The sequence below is a fragment of the Kribbella sp. NPDC023855 genome (genome assembly GCF_040639475.1).
In the GTDB taxonomy this organism is placed as follows: Bacteria; Actinomycetota; Actinomycetes; order Propionibacteriales; family Kribbellaceae; genus Kribbella.
The window spans coordinates 167,231-190,367 of the sequence record NZ_JBFAAA010000001.1 but is presented as its reverse complement, the minus strand read 5'-3'; the positions used below and the strand labels follow the sequence as shown (position 1 = coordinate 190,367).

The 23,137-nt window shown below is 68.2% G+C and carries 19 protein-coding genes; 5 read left to right on the top strand and 14 right to left on the bottom strand.

The genetic code is table 11. From position 1 onward, the window contains the following. The first annotated feature begins 40 nt into the window (after window positions 1-40). The gene (locus AB0F51_RS00840; RefSeq protein WP_360271976.1) at window positions 41-628 is read left to right on the top strand and encodes a TIGR03086 family metal-binding protein; all 588 of its coding nucleotides are present in this window, start codon (window positions 41-43) and stop codon (window positions 626-628) included. A 55-nt stretch (window positions 629-683) separates the two neighbouring features. Continuing rightward, window positions 684-1,394: a class I SAM-dependent methyltransferase gene (locus tag AB0F51_RS00835; RefSeq protein WP_360271974.1), complete on the top strand. Its 711-nt coding sequence runs from the start codon at window positions 684-686 to the stop codon at window positions 1,392-1,394. Here the strand turns inward: AB0F51_RS00835 and AB0F51_RS00830 are convergent. From AB0F51_RS00830 to AB0F51_RS00795, 8 genes are all read right to left on the bottom strand, one after another. Beyond that, on the bottom strand, window positions 1,380-2,549 hold the full coding sequence (locus AB0F51_RS00830) for a serine hydrolase domain-containing protein (protein ID WP_360271972.1): 1,170 nt from the start codon (window positions 2,547-2,549) through the stop codon (window positions 1,380-1,382). The genes AB0F51_RS00835 and AB0F51_RS00830 overlap by 15 nt on opposite strands. A 26-nt stretch (window positions 2,550-2,575) precedes the next feature. Next, window positions 2,576-2,947 (bottom strand): VOC family protein, encoded by a 372-nt coding sequence (locus tag AB0F51_RS00825; RefSeq protein ID WP_360271970.1) that lies wholly within the window; start codon window positions 2,945-2,947, stop codon window positions 2,576-2,578. 65 nt (window positions 2,948-3,012) lie between these two features. Beyond that, window positions 3,013-3,450 carry a hypothetical protein gene (locus AB0F51_RS00820; RefSeq protein ID WP_360271967.1) on the bottom strand — a complete coding sequence of 146 codons (438 nt, stop codon included), beginning with the start codon at window positions 3,448-3,450 and terminating at the stop codon, window positions 3,013-3,015. 102 nt (window positions 3,451-3,552) lie between these two features. Then, the gene (locus AB0F51_RS00815; RefSeq protein ID WP_360271965.1) at window positions 3,553-5,451 is read right to left on the bottom strand and encodes a DUF3352 domain-containing protein; all 1,899 of its coding nucleotides are present in this window, start codon (window positions 5,449-5,451) and stop codon (window positions 3,553-3,555) included. A gap of 46 nt (window positions 5,452-5,497) precedes the next feature. Continuing rightward, window positions 5,498-6,154: a hypothetical protein gene (locus AB0F51_RS00810; RefSeq protein ID WP_360271962.1), complete on the bottom strand. Its 657-nt coding sequence runs from the start codon at window positions 6,152-6,154 to the stop codon at window positions 5,498-5,500. A gap of 22 nt (window positions 6,155-6,176) precedes the next feature. After that, window positions 6,177-9,722 carry a DNA polymerase III subunit alpha gene (dnaE, locus tag AB0F51_RS00805; RefSeq protein ID WP_360271960.1) on the bottom strand — a complete coding sequence of 1,182 codons (3,546 nt, stop codon included), beginning with the start codon at window positions 9,720-9,722 and terminating at the stop codon, window positions 6,177-6,179. Window positions 9,723-9,982: 260 nt separating this feature from the next. Then, entirely contained in the window at window positions 9,983-11,620 is a 1,638-nt protein-coding gene (locus tag AB0F51_RS00800; RefSeq protein ID WP_360271957.1) for an alpha-amylase family glycosyl hydrolase, read from the bottom strand. Between the two features lie 128 nt (window positions 11,621-11,748). Then, window positions 11,749-14,070 carry a LuxR C-terminal-related transcriptional regulator gene (locus tag AB0F51_RS00795; protein ID WP_360271955.1) on the bottom strand — a complete coding sequence of 774 codons (2,322 nt, stop codon included), beginning with the start codon at window positions 14,068-14,070 and terminating at the stop codon, window positions 11,749-11,751. Window positions 14,071-14,194: 124 nt separating this feature from the next. Between AB0F51_RS00795 and AB0F51_RS00790 the strand changes: the two genes are divergently transcribed. Next, window positions 14,195-15,013 carry an alpha/beta hydrolase gene (locus AB0F51_RS00790; RefSeq protein ID WP_360271953.1) on the top strand — a complete coding sequence of 273 codons (819 nt, stop codon included), beginning with the start codon at window positions 14,195-14,197 and terminating at the stop codon, window positions 15,011-15,013. Here AB0F51_RS00790 and AB0F51_RS00785 read toward each other — a convergent pair. Next, window positions 15,010-15,417 carry a RidA family protein gene (locus AB0F51_RS00785; protein WP_360271951.1) on the bottom strand — a complete coding sequence of 136 codons (408 nt, stop codon included), beginning with the start codon at window positions 15,415-15,417 and terminating at the stop codon, window positions 15,010-15,012. The two genes, AB0F51_RS00790 and AB0F51_RS00785, sit on opposite strands and share 4 nt — an antisense overlap. A 58-nt stretch (window positions 15,418-15,475) precedes the next feature. Here AB0F51_RS00785 and AB0F51_RS00780 point away from each other — a divergent pair, with 58 nt between their 5' ends. Continuing rightward, entirely contained in the window at window positions 15,476-16,078 is a 603-nt protein-coding gene (locus AB0F51_RS00780) for a TetR/AcrR family transcriptional regulator (protein ID WP_360271948.1), read from the top strand. On the opposite strand, the gene AB0F51_RS00775 is transcribed toward AB0F51_RS00780, so the two are convergent. From AB0F51_RS00775 to AB0F51_RS00760, 4 genes are all read right to left on the bottom strand, one after another. Then, window positions 16,075-16,716, bottom strand: a complete 642-nt coding sequence (locus AB0F51_RS00775; RefSeq protein WP_360271945.1) for a Type 1 glutamine amidotransferase-like domain-containing protein — start codon at window positions 16,714-16,716, stop codon at window positions 16,075-16,077. The two genes, AB0F51_RS00780 and AB0F51_RS00775, sit on opposite strands and share 4 nt — an antisense overlap. Continuing rightward, the gene (locus AB0F51_RS00770; RefSeq protein WP_360271942.1) at window positions 16,713-17,645 is read right to left on the bottom strand and encodes an RluA family pseudouridine synthase; all 933 of its coding nucleotides are present in this window, start codon (window positions 17,643-17,645) and stop codon (window positions 16,713-16,715) included. The genes AB0F51_RS00775 and AB0F51_RS00770 overlap by 4 nt, the downstream gene beginning before the upstream one ends. After that, window positions 17,642-18,106 (bottom strand): signal peptidase II, encoded by a 465-nt coding sequence (lspA, locus tag AB0F51_RS00765; protein ID WP_360271939.1) that lies wholly within the window; start codon window positions 18,104-18,106, stop codon window positions 17,642-17,644. Before lspA ends, AB0F51_RS00770 begins: the two co-directional genes overlap by 4 nt. A gap of 224 nt (window positions 18,107-18,330) precedes the next feature. Next, window positions 18,331-18,957, bottom strand: coding sequence for a TraR/DksA family transcriptional regulator (locus AB0F51_RS00760; RefSeq protein ID WP_360271936.1), 627 nt, complete (start codon window positions 18,955-18,957; stop codon window positions 18,331-18,333). Window positions 18,958-19,452: 495 nt separating this feature from the next. Here AB0F51_RS00760 and ileS point away from each other — a divergent pair, with 495 nt between their 5' ends. Continuing rightward, entirely contained in the window at window positions 19,453-22,605 is a 3,153-nt protein-coding gene (ileS, locus tag AB0F51_RS00755) for an isoleucine--tRNA ligase (RefSeq protein WP_360271933.1), read from the top strand. A gap of 16 nt (window positions 22,606-22,621) precedes the next feature. Here the strand turns inward: ileS and AB0F51_RS00750 are convergent, their stop codons facing one another. Beyond that, window positions 22,622-23,101, bottom strand: coding sequence for a MarR family transcriptional regulator (locus AB0F51_RS00750; RefSeq protein WP_360271931.1), 480 nt, complete (start codon window positions 23,099-23,101; stop codon window positions 22,622-22,624). Between the last annotated feature and the right edge of the window lie 36 nt (window positions 23,102-23,137).

Genomic DNA, 23,137 nt, shown 5'->3' with positions numbered 1-23,137 from the left:
TCCGCCGGAAACTGTCGCATCTTGTGACTAGCCTGGCGGCATGAACGATCTGCGAGAGTTGCATCGCCGGGTGATGGACGTGTCGACGGCCGTGGTCGGCCAGATCCGGTTCGATCAGCTGGGGGTGCGCACGCCGTGCTCGGAGTGGAATCTCGGCGAGCTGCTGGCCCACATGATCGGCCAGAACTACGGCTTCGCGGCCGCCGCCGACGGCGAGACCGAGAGCCTTGCCGTCTGGGCGGACCGGCCGGTGGACAGTGATGTGGAGAAGGAGTACGCCGCGTCCGCCGAGCGGGTGGTGTCCGCGTTCGCCGTCGACGACCTGTACGAGCGGCAGTTCTGGCTACCGCAGGTTCGGGGCGGGGTGACGCTCCCGGCCGAGACCGCCGTCGGCTTCCACTTCGTGGACTACGTGGTGCACAGCTGGGACGTGGCCCGCGCGATCGGCGTACCGGTGGAATTCGACGACGAGGTGCTGACCGCAGTGCTGCCGATCGCTGAGGCGGTGCCGGACGGCGCCAACCGCACGGTGCCGGGTGCGTCGTTCCAGCCTGGCCTCGCCGTCGAGACCAGCGACACCTTCGACCGGGTTCTCACTTTGCTCGGGCGGTCGCCGGACTGGTCCTGAGATTGCTCTCAGCAGAAGGCGAAACTCTGCGTGGTCAGGTGCCGTTGATCCCGATATGAGCAACTTGACGAGTTCGTACGACGAATTGGCCGATATCTATCACGCGACGGTCGACCCGGACGGTGCCGGGCTGAGTGATCCGACGTTCGACGAGTTGGTGGGTGACGTCACCGGGCAACGGGTCGCCGCGGTGGCTTGTGGGCAAGGGCGCGACGCGCGCCGGCTGGCCGATCTCGGGGCGCAGGTGGTCGGGGTCGATGCGTCGGAGTCGCTGCTGGCTCATGCCCAGGAGCTGGAACGGCAGACGCCGCGCGGGATCGACTACCTCCACGGCGATGCTCATGATCTCCGGCCGCTCGCCGACGAGGACTTCGACGGCGTGGTCTGCTACATGGCGTTGATGGACATTCCCGAACTGGAGGCGACGATCCGCTCGGTCGCGCGCATTCTCAAGCCAGGCGGCTGGTTCGTGGCCGTGATCACGCATCCTTGCTACAAGTCACCCGCCCACGGCGAGCTGATCGACCACGTCGAGGGCACCTACCGACGCATCTCCGGCCGCTATTTCGAGGAAGGTCCTCACCACAGCGCCACCCGGTGGGAGATCCTGCCGCGGGTTTCGTACCACCGGACGCTGTCGACCTACGTGAACACTCTCGTCGCCGCGGGTCTGCAGGTCGTGCGGTTGGCCGAGCCCATCGGCGACAAGCCAAGCTGGAAGGAGGCAGCGGGAGTGCTCTACTTCCGTTGCCTACTTGCCAAGTAGCGGTTGCAGAGCGGCCACCAGCTCGGTGACCACTGTTCCGGACTGTTTGTTGCCATCAGCAAGGATTACGGCGACGGAGACCTTGTGCTCGGGGATGGTCACCAGCAGGCTGCTGTAGTCGGGCAAACTGCCGCGATGCCCGTACGCCGTACCGAGCCCGAAGGTCTGCGAGAACAGCATCGTGCCGAGCCCGTACTCGCCATCACCACCCGTCAACTGGTTGACCACCTCAGCCGGTACTACGCGTCCGCCGTACAACTGATAGCCCCACCGCGCGACGGTCGGCGCGTCGGCGGCGAGCCCGGCGCTGGCGGCCGACAGGCTGGCCATCGCCCGGCACGGGATGTACCCGTCGACCGCCTTCCCGCAGATCGGGTTGGCGTCCTCCGCGATCGGCGGCTTCGGCTGCTCGCCATCCTGGAAGGCCGCGCGGTCCAGGCCGGCCGGCGTGGCGAGGTCGCGGCGCAGTACGGTCGCGAGCGGTTGGCCGGTGATCTTCTCGATCAGCAGTCCGAGCAAGAGGTAGCTCGGATTGCTGTAGTTGTAGGGACTGTCCGCCTGGGTCGGCGCGGCGGTGTCGTAGGACAACGCCTCCTCGGCCGTCCGGTGCTTGCCGGGCGCGGCCTTGATCACCACGTTCATCGCGTCGTAGTCGGTCGGCAGGTAGTTCGGTACCCCGGCTCGCATCCCGAGGTGTTGCCGCACGGTCGCGTTGTTGGCAGTCAGCTTGTGCTTCACGTACTGCGACAGCGGCGCGTCGAGGTCGATCTTCTTGGCCTGCGCGAGCAACAGGACCTCGGCCGCGACAAACGTCTTGGTGATACTCGCGACGCCCAGGCTCGTCTGCGGGGTCAGTTTGGTGCCCGCCGCATCCGTGCCCGCGGCTCCCGACCAGCTCCATTGGTCGGTCACCACGGCCGCGGTCACCCCACGCGCTCCAGCATCCGTCGTCGGCGAAGCGACCACCTTCGCCAGCACCGCCTGCAGAGCGGCCGCCTTGCCCGGATCCAGCACAGTCGCCGCCGGATCAGGCAGCTTTTGCTCAGCGAGGGCGGTGGACGTCGAGGTGGGTGGCGGCGCGGTTCTGTCCGCCGACGAGCAACCACTTGCCAGCACCACCACCGCGACCGCCAGCACCACCCCTGATCTGACCATCTTCCGATGGTCTCGTTATCCGAGGGTCATTCCTGAACCAGATAAAGCCGGTTGCCATCCTGATCCTGAATGGTGAACATCGGCGGCACCCCGGGCCAGGAGATCAGCTCACTGGTCTCGACTCCCTGATCCGCGAGCGCACGGTGAGCCTCGGCCGCGTCGCCGGTCCCCAACCTGATCCCCGTGTCGACACCGACCGCCGCGTCCTCCGAGGGGGCCAGCAACGCGATCGAGGCACCCCCACCCGGCAGTCCCACGACCAGCCACCGTCCACCCGTCTCCGGCAACGGAGCATCCATCAACTTCTCGAACCCCAGCTTGTGCTGGTAGAAGTCCAACGCTCGATCCTGATCGCTCACCTGGATCGCAACGATCCGGACAGCAGTGATGTAACCCATGACTCCTCCTAGGTGCGTTTACCCTTAGGTAGAAGCCAGTCCCCGCTTTTCGACATCATCTCTTTTCAGACTTCGGTGGGTACTCCAGCCGCGAGGTAGGCATCAAGCGAGGCCTCGCCGCTGAGAACGTGCTCGACCCAGGCGGCTCGCTCGTGGTGGGTGAGGGCCAGTTCCCAGACGCAGCCGGTCGAATGCTCCGGCATGGGACTGAGCTCAGCAGGCCTCTCCAACGGGGAGCGGAAATAGGCCAGGCAGAGATCCACGGGGCTCGCCCACCAATAGACCAGCACGAAACAAGCCGGCCGGGCCTGGTGCGCGATCACGAAGGCGGCCGCCTGTTCGCCGGACGTCGCCGGCAGGCTCGCTCCCGCGGCGGACCGAGCGGCCGCGAGCAGCTCCTGACCGGGTTCGCCGTCGACAGCCAGCCCGTAGAGCTTGATCGGCCATCCGTTGATCGTCTCCACGCCGTACTGCGTCACCGTCCGCGGGCTGTAGCCGTTCACAAGGTTCCTCTGGGGTTGGGGTCGCCCAGGGCTGGGCACTGGGTGGAACGAGAAGACCCGGACGGCTATGTCTCGGCCGTCCGGGTCTTCTGCGGGGAAGGGTTACTTCGCGACTACTCGCACGGTGAACTCGCCTTCACCATCCGCCGTCACCCGGCTGCTGATGCCGGCCGAACGGAGAGCAGCGTAGTCCTGGTTGGAGCTGGTCCGCCTGGACAGCGAGGAGATCGCCTCGAAGTCCACGTAGCCGACCATCACCGCACCAGAGGTGTCCGGGACCGCCTGCTTGAAGGCCTCGGTCCCACCGAGGTTGCCACCCTTGAGCACCTGGTCGGCGTACTCCTGGTCCGTCGCGATGACGAAGGTCTTGTCGTCCTTCGCCTTCTGGATCGGGATGTTCGCCGAGGTCCGGGACCGGATCAGGTTGGTCACCTTGTCCACCACCTGCTCGGCCTGCGCCGGGTCGGTCTCCATCCGGGCCGCGATCTTCGGGGTGTCGCTGCTGCCCTTGTCGACCGCGATCGCCACGTTCTTGCCGAGCAGCGGCTTCAGGTCGTCCGGCAGCGTCAGCCCGTACTGCGAGCTGAACTTCTTCGCCATCTCGGGCAGGTTCGCGCCGCCGCCGGACTTCTGCAGCTGCGTCCACATCGTGTCGACCAGGTTCGCGCCGTCGGACAGCGCGATCGCCCCCGCGGTGGTGTCCGGCAGCTTGGCGATGTGCTCGCCGGCGCCGGTCGCGTTGACCTTGACCGACTTGTCGCCGTGGGCGATGCCCTTCAGCTCGACGTACTGCGAGTCGAACCGCAGCGCGGCGGCCATGCTGCCGTTGGGCAGCGCGGCCCGCTGTGCCTCGGGAAGCCGCTCACCGGCCGCCGCGGCGACACCCTTCATGTCGGCCCAGAAGGACGCGAAGCCCTGCTCGCCGAGCGCGTCCATGTCGGCCTTGAAGGTGGTGTTCTCCGACAGCGGGGTTTCCTTGCTGTTGGCAACTGCCGCGTCGACGACCGACTGCTTGTCGGAGATCAGCACATAGCCGTTGCTGAAGGCCCGGCCGGGCTTCTTCTCCTCCTTCGAGAACAGCTTGTCCAGGCCCTGGGTGGCCTTGTCCTGGTTCTTGACCTCGATCGCGACCAGCGCGTCCGGCGACTTGCCGTCCGCGCCCGGGATCGCGGCGACTCCGGCCCGGTCACCCAGCCACGGCTTGATGTCCTTCTCGAAGTCGACGTCGGCCAGGTCGTCCCCGGCGTCCTTCTTGATCAGGTCGAACAGCTTCTGGCGCAGGTCGTCCTGGTCGCTGGTCAGCCCCATCTTCTCCTTGGCCGACGGGAACTTCAGCATGAACCGGACAGCCGCGACCTTCTGGCCGGCCGACGGGTTCAGGTCGATCCGCGCGTAGGCCATCGAGTTGCCGGGCAGTACCGCGGCCGGCTGGTCGCCACCGGTGAGCCGTGCGTAGGCGAAGATGCCGCCGCCCGTCACCACGGCGAGGACCGCAAGCACTGCGATCAGCGGGACGAGCTTGCCGCGCTTCTTCCGCTCCGGCTGCCACTGCATGGTCTCGGGAGACCCGTACGGCGGCTGTCCCCCGCCACCGTGCATCTGCTGCGGGTGGTCAGGCTGCTGCCACGCCGGCCCGCCCTGCTGGTACTGCGGCTGCCCCGCTCCATACTGCGGCTGGCCGGCTCCGTACTGCGGCGCCTGCGGCTGACCAGGCTGACCCGCCTGGTACGGCGGCTGCCCGTGCTGCGGCTGCCCCGGGCCGTGCGGCTGCCCGTGCTGCGGCTGGCCCGGCCCGTACTGCGGAGGCTGAGCTCCGCCGTACTGCGGCTGCCCACCACCGGCGTAGCCAGGCTGTTGCCCCTGCGGCTGCCCACCACCAGCGTAGCCGGGTTGCTGCCCCTGCGGAGCGGAGTACGGGTTGTGTGGCGGCTGGCCGCCCTGCGGTCCGCCTGCGGCACCCGGGTGGTGCCCACCGGCTGGCGGATTGGTGTAGTCGGACATATGCCCCCTCACGTCTCCGGCGGCGTCACCGCCGGGCCGAAACAGGCTAATGCACCTGCGGCGATGACTCTGACGCGGCAGGTACCGATCCGGTTGCAACCGGATCTGCCCGCCACGTCGTGGCCGCGATGATCGCGACAGCGAGGGCAGCGCCGACCAGCCAAGCGGCCAATGGCGTCCACGTGTGCAGCTCGAGAGGCGCGTCCAACAGGTCTCCGGGCTTGGAGGCTTCGAGCCGCGGCTGCAGCGGATCATGGCCGAGCAGCATCCCCACACCCCACGCCACACCCGCGCCCAGACCTGAACCGAGTACGACGATGCCGACCGCCCACGGACCGTAGTTGCGCAGCCACCAGAACAGCAACCCGCCGAGCACCAGCGCGGCCAGGAACCCGATCGCGGTGAACAGGCCGTCGGGTCCGAAGACCTTCGTCATCTGCTCTTCGCCGAGCGACCCACCGTTCTCGTCGACCGTGTACTTCGCGAGCGGCGCGAACTGCTGCCACGCCCAGCCCGCGATCGCACCGGCGACCAGGAAGGCGGCGATCGTCACGGCGATCGCCTTGCTCCACGGCATCTTGGGCTCCTGCACGACCACCGGCTGCCCGAACGGATGCTGTCCGAGCGGGTGGTGACCGTAGCTCTGGCTGTACGGCGCCGGACCGCCGGACGGGTTGTGCAGGTTGTCCACTGGCTGACTCACGTCGCCAGTGTTGCAGGTCGGGTCAGCTCGCCAGGCACGACGGGCCCAGCAAGGCCTTGAGGTCGGCCATCAACGACGAGGTCGGAGTCACCCGGAACCGGTCGCCGATCCGCATCACGGTGGTCTTCTGGCTGGCCTGCAGCCGCAGCTGCACCTCGGTCATCCCGGGGTGCGACTTCAGCACGTCGCGCAACTGGTCGACCACCGGCGGCGTACAGCGGTTGATCGGCATCGTGATCACCACCGGGCCGCTCGGCCCCTGGGTCAGGTCGGGCACGGTCACGTCGGACCCGCTCAGCTCGACCCGGTCGTCGCGCCGCCGCAGCCGGCCCTTCATCAAGATGATCGCGTCGTTGGTGAGCAGGTGCGCCGCGAGCTGGTACGCCGAGGAGAACATCATCACCTCGATCGAACCTTCCAGGTCCTCGATCGTGACGATCGCGTAGATGTCGCCGCGCTTGTTCACCTTGCGCTGGACCGCGGTGACCAGGCCTCCGATCGTCACCTGGGTGCCGTCGGGCCGGTCGTCGTCGGCGAGCAGCTGACCGATCGTGCAGTCGGTGCCGTTGGTGAGCACGTGCTCAACCCCGAACAGCGGATGGTCGGACACGTACAGACCGAGCATGTCGCGTTCGTGGGCGAGCTTGGTCGCCTTGTCCCACTCCTCGATCTCCGGCACCGTCACGGTGAGCCGGCTGTTGCCCTCACCTTCGTCGGCGTCGTCACCCATCGAGAACAGATCGAACTGCCCGTGCGCCTCGTTGCGCTTGAGGTCGATCGCCTCGTCGACGGCCTGCTCGTGCACCGCCACGACCGCGCGCCGCGCGTGCCCCATCGAGTCGAACGAGCCGGCCTTGGCCAGCGACTCGATGACGCGCTTGTTGCAGACCGGCAGCGGCACCTTGTCGATGAAGTCGACGAAGTCGGTGAACCGCCCCTCGGACTCGCGGGCGGCGACGATCTCGGCCACCACGTTGACCCCGACGTTGCGGATCGCGGACAGGCCGAAGCGGATGTCGGTGCCGACCGGGGTGAAGTTCGAGTCGGACTCGTTCACGTCCGGCGGCAGCACCTTGATGCCCATCCGGCGGCACTCGTTCAGGTAGATGGCCATCTTGTCCTTGTCGTCCTTGACGGACGTCAGAACGGCGGCCATGTACTCCGCGGGGTAGTTCGCCTTCAGGTAGGCGGTCCAGTACGAGACCAGCCCGTACGCCGCGGAGTGTGCCTTGTTGAACGCGTAGTCGGAGAACGGGACCAGGACGTCCCACAACGCCTTGATCGACTGGTCGGAGAAGCCGTTGGCCTTCATCCCCTCGGAGAAGCCGACGTACTCCGCGTCCAGCACCTCGCGCTTCTTCTTGCCCATCGCCCGGCGGAGCAGGTCCGCCTTGCCGAGCGTGTAGCCGGCGAGCTGCTGGGCGATCGCCATCACCTGCTCCTGGTAGACGATCAGCCCGTACGTCGTCCCGAGGATCGGCTCCAGCGCCACCGCCAGCTCGTCGTGCGGGTAGCTGATCTCCTGCTGCTTGTTCTTGCGGAGCGCGTAGTTGGTGTGGCTGTTCGCGCCCATCGGGCCGGGCCGGTAGAGCGCGCCGACGGCCGAGATGTCCTCGAAGTTGTCCGGCTTCATCAGCCGCAGCAGGGCCCGCATCGGGCCGCCGTCGAACTGGAAGACGCCGAGCGTGTCACCGCGGCCGAGCAGCTCGAAGGTGGGCTTGTCGTCCAGCGTCTTGGCCAGCTCGTCCAGGTCGAGCTTGATACCGCGGCTGGCCTCCACGTTCTTGACCGCGTCGTCCATGATGGTCAGGTTGCGCAGACCCAGGAAGTCCATCTTGACCAGGCCGAGCGTCTCGCAGCTCGGGTAGTCGAACTGGGTGATGATCTGGCCGTCCTGGTCGCGGCGCATGATCGGGATCAGGTCGATCAGCGGCTCGCTGGACATGATCACGCCGGCCGCGTGCACACCCCACTGGCGCTTCAGGTTCTCCAGGCCGCGGGCGGTGTCGACGATCTTGCGCACGTCGGCGTCCGACTCGTACAGCTGGCGGAACTCGCCGGCCTCGGAGTACCGCTTGTGGGTGGGGTCGAAGATGCCGGACAGCGGCACGTCCTTGCCCATCACGGCCGGCGGCATCGCCTTGGTGATCCGGTCGCCCATCGCGAACGGGTAGTCCAGCACCCGGCCGGCGTCCTTGATCGCCTGCTTGGCCTTGATCGTGCCGTAGGTGACGATCATCGCGACCCGGTCGTCGCCGTACTTCTCGGTGACGTAGCGGATCACCTCGGGCCGGCGGCGGTCGTCGAAGTCGATGTCGAAGTCGGGCATCGACATGCGTTCGGGGTTCAGGAAGCGCTCGAAGATCAGGCCGTGCACCAGCGGGTCGAGGTCGGTGATCCGCATCGCGTACGCGCACATCGAACCGGCACCGGAGCCACGGCCCGGGCCGACCCGGATCCCGTTCTCCTTGGCCCAGTTGATGAAGTCGGCGACGACCAGGAAGTACCCGGCGTACCCCTTCGAGGTGATCACCTCGATCTCGTACTCCGCCTGCTTGCGCACGTGGTCCGGGACGCCCTCGGGGTAGCGCTTGTGCAGGCCGGTCTCGACCTCGGCGACGAACCAGGACTCCTCGTTGTGCCCGTCGGGGCAGGGGAAGCGCGGCATGAACCGGCCCTCCCCCTCGGTGAAGGAGACGTCGCACTGCTCGGCGATCAGCAGGGTGTTGTCACACGCCTCGGGGAAGTCCTTCCAGACCTCGCGCATCTCGGCGGCCGTCTTGACGTAGAACTCGTTCGCGTCGAACTTGAACCGGTTCGGGTCCGACAGGGTCGAGCCGGACTGCACGCAGAGCAGCGCCGCGTGGGCGACCGCGTCCTCGGGCTTGGTGTAGTGCAGGTCGTTGGTCGCGACCAGCGGCAGGCCGAGCTCCTTGGCCAGCTTCAGTAGGTCGCCCTGGACGTTGCGCTCGATGCCGAGGCCGTGGTCCATCAGCTCGCAGTAGTAGTTCTCCTTGCCGAAGATGTCGCGGAACTCCGCGGCCGCCTCGAGAGCCTCCTTGTACTGCCCCAGCCGCAGCCGGGTCTGCACCTCACCCGAGGGGCAGCCGGTGGTGGCGATCAGGCCCTTGCCGTAGGTCTGCAGCAGCTCGCGGTCCATCCGGGGCTTGAAGTAGTAGCCCTCGAGACTGGCCAGCGACGACATCTTGAACAGGTTGTGCATGCCGGACGTGTTCTTCGCCAGCAGCGTCATGTGCGTGTACGCACCGCTACCCGAGACGTCGTCACGGCCGGAGTTCGCGTCGCCCCACTTGACCCGCTTGCGCTCGGTCCGGTGCGTGTGCGGCGTCAGGTACGCCTCGACGCCGATGATCGGCTTGACGTCGTACTTCTTGGCGGTCTTCCAGAACTCGTACGCACCGAAGACGAACCCGTGGTCGGTGGTCGCGATGGCCGGCTGACCCATCTCCTGGGCCGTTTTGAACAACTCGTCGATCCGCGCGGCGCCGTCCAGCATCGAGTACTCGGTGTGCACGTGTAGATGCACGAAACTGTCGCTGGACGCCATGTCTTCGCAGACCTCCCAGAGGCGTGAGTGAGCGGGACTGACACAGCCTATGCGGGCCCACCGACAGTCCTGGAATCGCCTCACCGAGCGCCGCCGACGCCGCCCGATATCCGGGCGTGGACCGGACCAGGACAACACCAGTTCACGCCGCTGTGATGGATGCTCCACCCCTCTCCGCCCGGAAGGTGGCGGAGAGGGGTGGAGCGGCGTACCCGGGGCTGAGGCAGGGGGGTTTCACAGCCCGCCGGGTCCGCCGGTCCTCAGTGGTCCCTCAGCAGGAACCAGGCGGCGCTGTTCGCTGGGAGCTTCTCCCCCACTTCCGGATCGCTGGCGAGCACCAGGTCGCCGTCCACCGGAGTACAGACTGGTCTGGACGAGCAGTTGACGACACAGGCGAATCCGTCGCCCCGGGTGAAGGCCAGGACGCCCGGCTCGGCCGGCAGCCAGTGGAAGTCGCTTGAGGAGAGCGCGGGGATCAGCCGCCGCAGCGCGAGCGCCTCGCGGTACAGGTGCAGCATCGAGCTACCAGAGTCGAGCAGACGGTCGACAGCGTGGTCCGCGAACCAGTCGGGCTGTGGCAGCCACGGTGTCGAGGCCGCACCACTGGCGGAGAACCCGAAGTGGTCCTGGCCTGTCGCCCAGGGCAGCGGCACCCGGCAACCGTCCCGGCCACGCCGTACGCCGTTGGTGCGGTGGAACATCGGATCCACCAGTACCTCGTCCGGCAGGTCGGTGACCTCGGGCAGGCCGAGCTCCTCCCCTTGGTAGAGGTAGGTGGATCCCGGGAGGGCGAGCATCAGCAGCGCTGCCGCCCTGGCCCGGGCGAGTCCGAGTTCGACGTCACCGGCGTCAACGCCGGGCGCACCACCGGCGTACCGGGTGACGGACCGGGGCATGTCGTGGTTGTTGAGCACCCAGGCGACGGCGGAACCCGAGGCGGCGATCGTCCCCAGGCCGCGGTCGATCACCGCCGACAGCGTCCGGTCGTCGAAGTCGGCGCGGAGGAACTCGAAGAAGAAGTTCTGGTGCAGCTCGTCCGGCCGCTGGTACTGCGCGACCTGCTCCGCGTCGAGCACTCCGACCTCACCGACCAGGACCCGCTCCCGGCCGGTTCGGGCCGTGTACTCCTCCGCGATCGCCCGCCAGCTCCGCCATACATCGTGCACCTCCGGCTGATTCCAGGCATGGGGGTTGACCGGGTCGCCGGTGAGCTCGTCGTGGCCGGCGTGCTCGTGGTCGGGCAGCCCGTCGCGCTTGTGCAACCCGTGGGCGACGTCGATGCGCAACCCGTCGACGCCGCGGTCGAACCAGAAGCGCAGTACCTGCTCGAAGTACGACGCGACGTCGGGGTGGCGCCAGTTGAAGTCGGCCTGCTCGGCGGCGAACGTGTGCAGGTACCACTGGCCGTCGGGCACGCGTCGCCAGGCGGACCCGCCGAAGATGGAGCGCCAGTTGTTCGGCGGCAGTTCGCCGTACTGGCCGGTGCCGTCGGCGAAGTGGAAGCGGGCGCGCTCCGGGCTGCCGGGGCCGGCAGCGAGCGCCTCGGCGAACCAGGGGTGCTCGATCGAGCAGTGGTTGGGGACGACGTCGATCATCACCTTGAGGTCGAGCCGGTGGGCATCCCGGATTAGCCGGTCGAAGGTGTCGATGGTTCCGTAGTCCGGGTGCACCGCGCAGTAGTCGGACACGTCGTACCCGTGATCGTGCTGCGGTGAGGGGAAGAAGGGGTTCAGCCAGAGGCCGTCGACGCCGAGGCTGCGCAGATAGGGCAGCCTGGCCCGGACACCGCTGAGATCACCGATGCCGTCGCCGTCGGAGTCGTGGAAGCTGCGCACGTAGACCTGGTAGATCACAGCATTCCGCCACCACCCTGGGCCGGCGCTCGGTTCGGTCTGCATGCGGTCCTCGTCATGATCTGTCCGACGTTGTTAGCGCTAACCTTCCGGTGCCGGGCGCTCCACGGCATCCGTAGGCCTACGGGTTTCTCTACGGAGTCCGTGGGAGCGCGCCCATTCCTGGCGGAGCGTCAGTCGGTGCGCTGCTCGGCGATCCAGCGGGCGACCTGGGCCCTGGAGCTGAAGCCGAGCTTGCCGAGAATGTGCTCGACGTGCGTCTCGGCCGTGCGCTGGCCGATCACCAGCCGGGCGGCGATCTCCTTGTTGCTCAGCCCCTCGCTGAGCAGTTCCGCGATCTCGTGCTCCCGGCGCGTCAGGCCGCCGGCCCGGCCTGGACTCGCTGAGCCCCCGCGTTCCGTCTCCTGGCCGAGGGCGAGCGACACCGCCTGCTCGAAGGAGTAGGCGGCACCCTGCTCGAAGGCCTGCTTGAAAGCGGCGTCACCCACCGCGGCCCGGATCCGCTGCCGGGACTGCTCGTCGAACTGGCTGTACGGCGTGGTCTCGTCGACGTGCGCGCCACTCGACCGCCAGACCGCCCGGGATGCGCCCATCAACCGGGCCGCGAGTTCGTTCGGCGCCACCGTGCTCGCACACCAGGAGAGCGCCTGGACGCAGAAGCCGATCCCGGTCCGGTCGTTCAGCGGTAGCCACAGCCGGATCGCCTCGCGGAGGGATCGGGCGGCCTGCTCGGCGTCATCGTGATCGCGCCACTGGACGATGCCGAGGGTCCACAGCGCATAGGCCTTCGACGACGCCGCGTCACAGCTGTCGGCCAGCTCGAACGCCTGCCGGCTGAACTGCTCCACCCGCGGATCCCCGAGGAAGAAGGTGGCCGCCGACAGCAGGATCAGGGAGTCGAACTCGCCCAGCTGGTCGTGGACAGCGCGGAAGCCGGCCAAGGCCTCCTCCAGCCGGGCCACCGCGGCCGGGAGCTCGCCGGCGTAGTTGAGCGCATGGCCCGAGACCTCCGCGATCCTTGCCCGCAGCAAGTCGTCGTCGAACCGCTCGGCCAGCGTCTCGCACTCGGCCAGCATCCGGCCGAGCTGGTCCGTCTCCCCCAGGAACATGGCCAGATAGCTGCCTGCCCAGAGCGCCTTCGCCCGGGCGGGCGTCTGCTCCGGGGCGAGCTCGAGAGCGTGGACCAGATACCGGTGACCCTCGCGAAGGAATCCGGCGAACCAGAAGTTCCAGATCGGTGCGGCGATCTCCAGGGCGGCCGGCGCCTCGCCCGGTTCGGCGAGACAGAAGTCCAGCGCGGCCCGGACGTTGTCGTGTTCGCGGCGCAACCGGATGAACCAGTCGGCCTGGCGAGGGCTGAAGCTGTCCGACTCCCACTCCGCGGCCATCGCCCGGTAGTAGTCGCGGTGCCGCACCCGTAGCGCTCGCGCCCGGCCCCCGGCGGCGAGCCGCTCCACGCCGTACTGGCTGATGATGCCGAGCATGTCGTACCAGGCGACGGTGTGATCCGTCATCGCCTGCCTGGTGATGATCGACTTGTTCACCAGGCCGGCAATCAGGTCGAGTACCTCGGCGCGGTCGATGCCGTCGCCCGAGCAGATCTGCTCCGCGCCGTCGAGGTCGAATCCACCGGCGAACACCGACAGCCGTTCCCACAGGGCCTGTTCGGCCGGCGAGCAGAGGTCGTAGCTCCAGCCGATCGCGGCATCCAGCGCCTGCTGTCTGGCCGGTGCGACGGGTTTGCCGGTGGCGAGCAGCCGGAATCGGTCTTCGAGCCGGTCGAGGATCTGCGCCGGTGACAGCGTCCGCAGCCAGACCGCCGCCAGCTCCAGGGCCAGCGGGATGCCGTCGAGACGCCGGCACAGCTCGATCACTGTCGGGCGGTTCGCCGCGTCGATCTCGAAGTCCGGCGCTACGGACTGCGCGCGATCCGCGAACAGCGCCAGCGACTCGTACCGGCCGGCGTCGCCCGCTGTCAGGTCGTTCTCGGGCGGTGTGGACAGCGGCGGAACCGGGAAGACCTGCTCTCCTTCGACACCGAGCACGTGCCGGCTGGTGGCGATGATCCGGAGCTGCGGAGCCGCCGCGAGCAGCTTGCTCGCCAGTACTGCGCACGCGTCGGCGAGGTGCTCACAGTTGTCGAGCACCAGCAACAGGTGCTTGTCCTCCAGGTACTCCGCGAGGTCGGCCGCCGGATTCGCGGACACCTGGCTCAGCTCGAGTGCTCCGGCCAGCGTGTGTCCCAGCAGACCCGGGTCGTGCAAGGCGGCGAGCTCTACGAACCAGGCGCCATCCGCGAACGTCCGCCGTACGTCGGCAGCCAGTCGCATCGCCAGCCGTGTCTTGCCGACCCCACCCACCCCGGTCAGGGTCAGCAGGCGGCTGCTCGCCAGCAACCGCCTGGTGCCGGCCAGCTCGCGCCGCCGCCCCACGAAACTCGTCAGCTCGGCCGGCAGCCGTCCGCGACTCGTTGCCGTGGGCTTCGTTTCCGCCATCCCGATCGCATCCCGCCTTCGCTGTCCGTCCCAGCGTAGGCCCGGCAGCTGTCGCAGACGGTCAGGCAGTTCTGGCCGGCGACCCGAAATCGCCCGATCCCCGGTGGCCGGGCACACTGAGAGCGTGGTCAAGGTGGCAGTGGTCGCGGCTGCGGTGGTGCTGCTGATCCTTGCCCTCATCTGGGGATTTCAGCGCCAACTCATCTATCTGCCCGACCCGACCGCCGCCGGCTCGGCGGCCAGCGCGCTACCCGGTGCTCAGGATGTAGTGCTGGAGGCAGACGACGGTATACGGCTGGGTGCCTGGCTCGTTCCGGCGGGCGAACCGGACCGCGGCATCGCAGTACTGGTGGCGAACGGAAACGCGGGCAATCGCTCCGGCCGGGCGCCGTTGGCGAAGGCTCTGGCTGCTGAAGGGCTGACGGTTCTGCTCTTCGACTATCGCGGCTACGGCGGTAGCGAGGGCCGTCCCAGTGAGCGTGGATTTGCCCGCGATGTCCGCGCGGCCCAGCGGTACCTGGCTCAGGAGACCGGCCTGCCACCCCACCGCATCGTGTACTTCGGCGAAAGCCTCGGCGCCGCCGTCGTCACCGAGCTCGCCACCGAGATCCCACCCGGCGGCCTGGTACTGCGCTCACCCTTCGTCGACCTGGCCGCGGTCGGCCGGGTGCACTACCCGTTCCTTCCGGTCCGGCAGTTGCTCCGTGACCACTACCCGCTGGCCGACCAACTGGCCACGGTGAACGTCCCGGTCGTGGTGATCTGCGGAGCCGACGACTCGATCGTGCCACCGGAGCAGAGCCGAACTGTTGCCCAAGCCGCACCCAACCTGCAGAAGCTGATCGAGATACCAGCCGCCGACCACAACGACGCCGTACTGGTCCATGGCCCAGCCGTAACCGCAGCCGTCGCCGAACTCGCCGGACGGCTCACCAGAACCTAGTCGAGCACAGCCGTCGCCTCGACCTCGACGAGGAGATCGGGCTCGCCCAGACTGGCGATGCCGAGCAAGGTGATCGGTTTGACCGGGTCCACGCCCAGCTTGGCCGCCGCGCGGGCGACGCCCTCGCCCAGCTGCGGCATTTTGCCGGCGTGCCAGTCGACGACATAGACGGTCAGCTTCGCCACGTCGTCGAACGATCCGCCGATCTCGGTCAGCGCGTTGCCGATGTTGAGGTACGCCTGCTCGACCTGAGCGGCAAGGTCGTCCGCACCGACCGGCCGGCCGTCGCTGTCCCGCGCCACCTGCCCGGCCAGGAAGACCAGCCTCGAACCGGTCGCGATGGACAGCTGCCGGTAGACCTCGGGCTTGGGCAGGCAATCGGGATTGATCAGGGTCACGGCCATCAGGTGCTCCACAGTGTCGGGGAAGCTGAACCATAACAGCGTTATGTATAGTGAGACAGTGGCGAGGCTGAAAGATCCTGGCGTGCGGTCCCTGCTGATCGAGCGGGCCGCGCAGATGCTGCGGGCGCGGGAGCCGATCACGCTGCGGGCGCTGGTCGACGGGACCGGCGTGTCGACGATGGCCGTCTACACGTACTTCGACGGGATCGACGGTCTGTGGAAGGCGGTGCGGCAGGAGGGGTTCACGCGGCTCGCGGCGGTTCTCGACCAACTCGCTCCGACCACCGACCCGGTCCGCGATCTGGCCGCCCTGGGGTCGGCGTACGTGGCGAACGCCGAGGCCAGTCCCGATCTCTATCGGGTGATGTTCGATGCGGAGGTCGAGCTGGAGGACCTCGCGGCCGCGGACGCGACGCTGCACCGACTCGTCGAGGCGGTCGACCGGGCGAAGGCCGACGGACGCTTCGCCGGCGAGGTCGAACCGCTCGACCTCGCCACCCAGAGCTGGGTCATCGGCCACGGGCTCGCATCGCTGACGGTGACCGGTCCGCTGCCGCGCGAGGCACTCGGATACGCGGTTCCGATGCTCACCGCCTTGTTCGTCAGCGCCGGTGACGAGCCTGCCCGGTGCCTACGGTCCGTCAGCCAGGGTTGGGGCTAGACGAGTTCACGGGTTGGCCCGTTGATGATCAGGGCCTGGCCGTCGCGCATCGGAAGGTGGGGTACGCCGGTGCGCTCGTACTCTGCGCGCACCTTCTCCACGAGTTCGGTCTCGGGATGCCCCGGTGAGTCCAGGTGCGGCACGATCGCCTGGTCGAGCACGCTGAGCCCCTCCCAGATCACCTCGCCGTCGACCGCGTCGACGTCATCACAGAGCTCGAGGCCGTGCAGGCTCGGCGCGAGCACACAGCAGCCGGCGCTGTAGCCGGCGTAGACCAGCCCCTCCTCACGGATCAGCTCGGGGAGGATCCGGTCGGCTCCGCTGGCCGCCATCGCGGCTCGGAGGACGAAGACATTGCCGCCGCGGACCCAGAGGCCGTCGTACTGCGTGAGTCGCGCGCGGAGGTCCTGGCCGAAGCGGGCGCCGCGTTCGGAGTACGAGCGCAGGTCGAGCTCCTCGGGGCGGAGGCCGAGTTCGCTGAGCCAGGTGAGTTCCGCCGCGACTTTTTCCCGGCGTACCGGGGGTTCTTCGGCGTCGATCGCGTTGCAGATGACCGCGACCCGTCCTGCCGCCGGGAGCAGGGCGACCAGCCGCTCGGGATGGTCGCCCAGGCGGAACGAGGACAGGTACAGCTTCACTGGGTGGCAGCGAGTTGGTTCAGGGCCTGGTCGAGGTCCTCGGGGTACTGCGAGGTGTACTCGACGTACTGGCCGCTGCCCGGGTGGTCGAAGCCGAGGCGCATCGCGTGGAGCCACTGACGGCTGAGTTGCAGCCGCTCGGCCAGAACCGGGTCGGCACCGTAGGTGAGGTCGCCGCAGCACGGGTGGCCGATCGCGGACATGTGGACGCGGATCTGGTGCGTCCGGCCGGTCTCCAGGGTGATCTCGAGCAGGGTGGCGAACCGGAACGCCTCGAGCGTCTCGTAGTGCGTGATGCTCGGTTTGCCGCCCGCCACGATGCCGAACTTGTAGTCGTGGTGCGGGTGCCGGTCGATCGGCGCGTCCACGGTGCCGGTGAACGGATCCGGGTGGCCCTGGACCAGCGCGTGGTAGATCTTCTTCACCGTGCGCTCCTTGAAGGCGCGCTTGAGCACGGTGTAGCTGTACTCCGTCTTGGCGACCACCATCAGTCCCGAGGTGCCGACGTCGAGCCGGTGCACGATTCCCTTGCGCTCGGCGGCACCGCTGGTGGAGATGCTGAAGCCGGCTCCGGCCAGGTGCCCGATCACGGTCGGCCCGGTCCAGCCCGGCGACGGGTGCGCGGCGACTCCGACCGGCTTGTCGACGACCACGATCTCGTCGTCGTCGTGCACGATCCGCAGGTTCTCAACGGTTTCCGGTACGACGGTCATCTCGACCGGCGGCGCGGGCAGCTCGACGTCGAGCATCACCCCGGCGGAGACCCGGGCGGACTTGAGCGCAGGCGAACCGTTCATCTGGACCAGGCCGGACTCGATCATCTCGACGGCCTTGGTGCGGGAGACGCCGAACAGCCGGGACAGGGCGGCGTCGAGCCGCTCACCGGCGAGGCCGTCGGGAACCATCACCGTGCGTGCGTCGCCGCTCATTTCCTGCCCGTCTCTTTCGTGCCGTCCAGCTTGATACCGCGCAGGGTCTGGATGACCAGCAGGATCGCGGCCGAGCTGACGGCCATGTCGGCGACGTTGAAGATCGCCCAGTTCGGGGTCTGCAGGAAGTCGACCACGTGCCCGTGGAAGGGCGACGGCTCCCGGAAGATCCGGTCGGTGATGTTGCCGATCGCGCCGCCGAACAGCAGCCCGAAGGCGACCGCCCAGCCGATCGAGCCGAGCTTGCGCGACAACCAGACCACGCCGACCGCGACGATGATCTGCACCGCGCTGATCACCGGCGTGAAGTCCTCACCCAGGCTGAACGCGGCGCCCGCGTTGCGGATCAGGTTGAACTTCAGCAGGCTCCCGATCACGTTGACCGGCTCCCCCGGCGTCAAATGCTGCAACGCCAGCATCTTGGTCAGCTGATCCAGGCCGAGCACCAGCAACCCCACCACCGCAAACAGAACAACCAAGCGCCGCCCGCCGGCTGCGCCGGCGGGCGGCGCAGAAAGAGCGGAGTCCTCAGAGGCCCCGCCACCCTCGGCGGAGGACCCCGGCACCGCGGCTTCGCCGCTGGCCGGGGTTGCCAGGGACGACGAGGAACCGGCCGACTCGAGGTCGGCCGGTTTCGTCGAAGGGGGTGCTTCGTCCCCTGGCAGGTGGGACGGGTCTGGGTCGCTCAGCGGCGTTCTTCGCGTTCTTTGCATGACACGCACAGTGTCGCACGCGGGAACGCCTGCAACCGACCCTTGCCGATCGCCTGGCCACAGCTCTCACAGACGCCGTAGGTGCCGTCGTCGATCCGGGACAGCGCCCGCTCGATCTGGTCGAGCATGTCCCGGGCGTTGTTCGCCAGCGACATCTCGTGGTCGCGCTCCAGGGTGGTCGACCCGACATCGGCCTGGTCGTTGCCCGCCCCGTCGCCGCCGTCGCGGAGCAGCCCGACGATCTCCTGCTCGGCGTCGCGGATCTCCTGCTTCAGGTGCACCGCGTCGGCCTCGAGCTCACCACGGAGCTCTTCCATCTCGGCCGCGGTCCACGGCGTCTCGCCGTCCTTGACGGTCAGGTTCCCGGCGGGCTTGCCGGGGGTCTTGGCCGGCGCCGTCGCCGGGGTGCGGTTCTCGTTCGTCTTCATGGCCACCCTCTTCGTCGGAGTCTGCTTGGCAGGGGCCTTCTTGGTGGAAGGCAGTTTGGCTGGCTGTTTGGCCGGCGCCTTCTTCGCGGCCGGCTCAGCGGGGTTCGCGGCACTCTTCTCGGCCGCGCTGGGACGTCTGGGGGCGGACTTCTTCGGAGCCGATGTAGCCATGGTCGACTACCCCCTGCCTTCGTCGGAGACTGAAGCGGACTGGTCGCAAGACAGTAGGTCACATCAAGGCCACGTGCCAGCCCGACGCGCAGACCGTGGACATACGGTAGTCGCTTCTTCAAGCTCTCTCGACGTTCCGCGCGTCACAGCCACATCTCGGACGTTCTTCAGCGGAATTGTGAGTGAGAAAATCCCGCTTGGCCAGCGATTAACGATTCGTGACCGGGCGGTGCGAAGTCGTACACTGGCCACGCACACCGCAAGGCAGTGATGGGGCCATCACCCCGGAGCCGCCGGAAGAACGGTCCTTCACGGACTCATTAGACCCGGCAGCGGAGCGTAACGAAGTGGGCGGTCCCTTGACCGGGGCGGTGGGGTGGGGGAACGAATCGGTCAGGGCTGTCAAGGAGGGTGGTACCGCGGAGCCCGGCGACGATGCCGGTGCCTCGTCCCTTCGTCCGGCAAGCACGACGCTCGACGAAGGAACGAAGGAACATGGCGGACAACCCCAGCACACCGTGGCGACAGATCCCTGCTCAGGTCGATCTGCCCGCGATCGAGCGCGACGTCCTCGCGCACTGGGACGACCAGGACACCTTCGCGAAGAGTCTCGAGCAGACCGCCGGTGGTGAACCGTGGACGTTCTTCGAGGGCCCGCCGACCGCGAACGGCATGCCCGGCACGCACCACATCGAGGCGCGCGTCTTCAAGGACGTCTTCCCGCGCTACCGGACGATGAAGGGTTTCTCGGTCGAGCGCAAGGCCGGCTGGGACTGCCACGGCCTGCCGGTTGAGGTCGCGGTCGAGAAGGAGCTCGGCTTCAACGGCAAGAAGGACATCGAGGCCTTCGGCATCGCGGAGTTCAACGCGAAGTGCCGCGAGTCCGTACTACGGCACGTCGACGCCTTCGCCGACCTGACCACCCGGATGGGCTACTGGGTGGACATGGATCACCCGTACCGGACGATGGACCCGGAGTACGTGCAGTCCGTGTGGTGGTCGCTCAAGCAGATCCACGACAAGGGCCAACTGGTCGAGGACTACCGCATCACGCCGTACTGCCCGCGCTGCGGCACCGGCCTGTCCGACCACGAGCTTGCCCAGGGCTACGAGACCGTCGTCGACCCGTCGGTCTACGTCCGCTTCCCGCTCACCTCTGGCCCACTGGCGGGCAAGGCTTCACTGCTGGTGTGGACGACGACTCCGTGGACCCTCGTGTCCAACACCGCGGTCGCAGTACACCCTGACGTCGACTACGTGGTCGCCACTGACGGCAACGAGTCGCTGGTCGTGGCCGAGCCGCTGCTGGGCACGCTGGGCGAGGGCTGGACGGTCACTGACCGGTACGTCGGTCGCGACATGGAGCGGTGGAACTACCAGCGGCCCTTCGAGCTCGTGGAGTTCCCCGAGCCGGCGCACTTCGTAGTACTGGCTGAGTATGTCACCACTGAGGACGGTACTGGTCTGGTGCACCAGTCCCCCGCGTTCGGTGCCGACGACCTCATCGTCTGCCGGGCCTACAACCTGCCGGTGGTCAACCCGATCGAGGCCGACGGCACCTTCAAGGCCGACGTGCCGCTGGTCGGTGGGCAGTTCTTCAAGAAGGCCGACGAGGACCTGGTCAACGACCTGCGCGACCGCGGTGTCCTGTTCCGGCACGTGCCGTACGAGCACCCGTACCCGCACTGCTGGCGCTGCCACACCCCCGTCATGTACTACGCCCTGCCGTCCTGGTACATCCGCACCACCCAGGTGAAGGACGCCCTGCTCCGGGAGAACGAGAAGACCAACTGGTTCCCGGAATCGGTCAAGTGGGGCCGGTACGGCGACTGGCTGCGCAACAACATCGACTGGGCCGTGTCCCGCTCTCGCTTCTGGGGTACGCCGCTGCCGATCTGGCGCTGCGCCGACGACCACCAGGTGTGCGTGGGATCGCTGGCCGAGCTGGGCGAGCTGGCCGGCCGCGACCTGAGCGCGACCGACCCGCACCGGCCGTTCGTCGACGACATCACCTTCGCCTGCCCGACCTGCGGCGAGGAGTCGACCCGGGTGGCCGAGGTGATCGACGCCTGGTACGACTCGGGCTCGATGCCGTTCGCGCAGTGGGGTTACCCGTGGGCCGAGGGCTCGCAGGAGAAGTTCGCCAAGTCCTACCCGGCCGACTTCATCTCCGAGGCGATCGACCAGACCCGGGGCTGGTTCTACACGCTGATGGCGATCGGCACGCTGGTCTTCGACGAGTCGTCGTACCGCAACGTCGTCTGCCTGGGGCACATCATGGCCGAGGACGGCCGGAAGATGTCCAAGCACCTGGGCAACATCCTCGAACCGATCCCGCTGATGGACAACCACAGCGCCGACGCGGTGCGCTGGTTCATGGCCTGCTCCGGCTCGCCGTGGAAGGCACGCGGCATCGGGCCGAACGTGCTCAACGAGATCGTCCGCAAGGTGCTGCTGACCTACTGGAACACGGTCGCCTTCCACGCCCTGTACGCGCGGCTGGCCGACTGGTCCCCGAACGACGCCGCACCCCCAGTAGCGGAGCGGTCGGTGCTCGACCGCTGGCTGGTCAGCGAGACCAACCGGCTGGTCCGCGACACGGACGAGGCCTACGCGGCGTACGACACGCAGAAGCTCGGCTCGTTGATCAGCTCGTTCGTCGACGTGCTCTCCAACTGGTACGTCCGCCGCTCGCGCCGCCGGTTCTGGGCCGGTGACGCCGGCGCGCTGGCCACGCTGCACGAGACGCTCGACGTACTGACCCGGTTGATGGCGCCGCTCACCCCGTTCGTGACCGAGCGGGTCTGGCAGGACGTGTTCCGCCCGGTCACGCCAGAGCTGGCCGAATCGGTGCACCTGGCCGCGTTCCCGCAGTACGACGCATCGGTGATCGACGACCGGCTGGCGACGCACTTGTCGATGGCGCGGCGGGTCGTCGAGCTGGGCCGGTCGGCCCGGGCCGAGGCGAAGGTTCGGACCCGGCAGCCGCTCAGCCGCGCGCTGGTCGGCTCGGCTGCGATCGCCGACCTGTCCGAGGAACTGCTGCAGGAGATCGCCGACGAGCTCAACGTGGGTTCGGTCGAGCCGCTCTCCTCGGCGGGCGCGGACCTGGTCGAGTACTCCGCGAAGGGCAACTTCCGCGAGCTCGGCAAGCGATTCGCCAAGCAGACCCCGGTCGTGGCGGGAGCAATCGCCGCAGCCGACGCAGCTGCACTGGCCGCCTCCCTGAAGGCATCCGGTACTGCGACCGTGGTGGTCGACGGCGAGAACGTCGAGGTCAGCGCGGACGAGGTGCTGCTGTCGGAGCGGCCGCGCGAAGGCTGGTCGGTCGTCAACGAGCAGGGCGAGACGGTGGCACTCGACCTCGAGGTGACGCCTGAGCTGAAGCAGGCCGGCCTGGCCCGCGAGGTGGTCCGGACCCTGCAGGAGGCCCGCAAGAACACCGGCCTGGAGGTCTCGGACCGGATCACCGTCTGGCTGACCACCACCGACACCGAACTGTCCGATGCCCTGGGCAAGCATGCCGACGAGATCGCCCGCGAGATCCTCGCCACCACGCTGACCCAATCGGCGCCCCCGGCAACTACCTCCGCCGCCCCGGGCACCGACGAGGACCTGGCCCTCACCTACTGGATCAGCAAGGCCTGACGGCTGTGCGCCCGTCCTAGCTGGGCGGGCGCACCCGGCGGGCTCGCAGGGCCGGGGTCGCGTCGAGGTGACGCAGTACGTCGAGAAGGAGCAGGCGGGCCGACTCGACCCGGTCCGATCCGAGTGACTCCCGGAGCTCGGCATCGATGGCGGCGCGGTGCTTGCGGGCTGCCGCGATCACCGCTTCACCCCGGGCGGTGAGTGTGATCAGCCGCGCCCGGGCATCGCTCGGGTCGGGCTCGCGGGTGAGATAGCCACGCTTCTCCAGATCGGCCACCGACTTGGAGGCAGCCTGCTGGCTGACCCCCAACCTCTCGGCCAGCGTGCTGATCGTCACGGCCGCGGCGATCACGTGCTGGAAGACCACACCATCGGCAAATCGAGCGTCGTCAAAACCCTCGGCCGCCAGCCGGCGCTGGAGCTCGTCGGCGAGCGCCCACCCGGCGAACAGCGAGGCCAGCGACAAGTCGCTGTCGGCGGGGTCGAAATCAGCCATACGACGAACTGTACAACCCAGGTTGTGCATCAGCTA

What these genes read in the sequence shown, in the direction of transcription:
- AB0F51_RS00840 (WP_360271976.1), top strand. Translation starts at nt 41, where the DNA reads ATGAACGATCTGCGAGAGTTGCATCGCCGGGTGATGGACGTGTCGACG.
- AB0F51_RS00835 (WP_360271974.1), top strand. Translation starts at nt 684, where the DNA reads ATGAGCAACTTGACGAGTTCGTACGACGAATTGGCCGATATCTATCAC.
- AB0F51_RS00830 (WP_360271972.1), bottom strand. Translation starts at nt 2,549, where the DNA reads ATGGTCAGATCAGGGGTGGTGCTGGCGGTCGCGGTGGTGGTGCTGGCA.
- AB0F51_RS00825 (WP_360271970.1), bottom strand. Translation starts at nt 2,947, where the DNA reads ATGGGTTACATCACTGCTGTCCGGATCGTTGCGATCCAGGTGAGCGAT.
- AB0F51_RS00815 (WP_360271965.1), bottom strand. Translation starts at nt 5,451, where the DNA reads ATGTCCGACTACACCAATCCGCCAGCCGGTGGGCACCACCCGGGTGCC.
- dnaE (WP_360271960.1), bottom strand. Translation starts at nt 9,722, where the DNA reads ATGGCGTCCAGCGACAGTTTCGTGCATCTACACGTGCACACCGAGTAC.
- AB0F51_RS00800 (WP_360271957.1), bottom strand. Translation starts at nt 11,620, where the DNA reads ATGCAGACCGAACCGAGCGCCGGCCCAGGGTGGTGGCGGAATGCTGTG.
- AB0F51_RS00795 (WP_360271955.1), bottom strand. Translation starts at nt 14,070, where the DNA reads ATGGCGGAAACGAAGCCCACGGCAACGAGTCGCGGACGGCTGCCGGCC.
- AB0F51_RS00785 (WP_360271951.1), bottom strand. Translation starts at nt 15,417, where the DNA reads ATGGCCGTGACCCTGATCAATCCCGATTGCCTGCCCAAGCCCGAGGTC.
- AB0F51_RS00770 (WP_360271942.1), bottom strand. Translation starts at nt 17,645, where the DNA reads ATGAGCGGCGACGCACGCACGGTGATGGTTCCCGACGGCCTCGCCGGT.
- AB0F51_RS00760 (WP_360271936.1), bottom strand. Translation starts at nt 18,957, where the DNA reads ATGGCTACATCGGCTCCGAAGAAGTCCGCCCCCAGACGTCCCAGCGCG.
- ileS (WP_360271933.1), top strand. Translation starts at nt 19,453, where the DNA reads ATGGCGGACAACCCCAGCACACCGTGGCGACAGATCCCTGCTCAGGTC.
- AB0F51_RS00750 (WP_360271931.1), bottom strand. Translation starts at nt 23,101, where the DNA reads ATGGCTGATTTCGACCCCGCCGACAGCGACTTGTCGCTGGCCTCGCTG.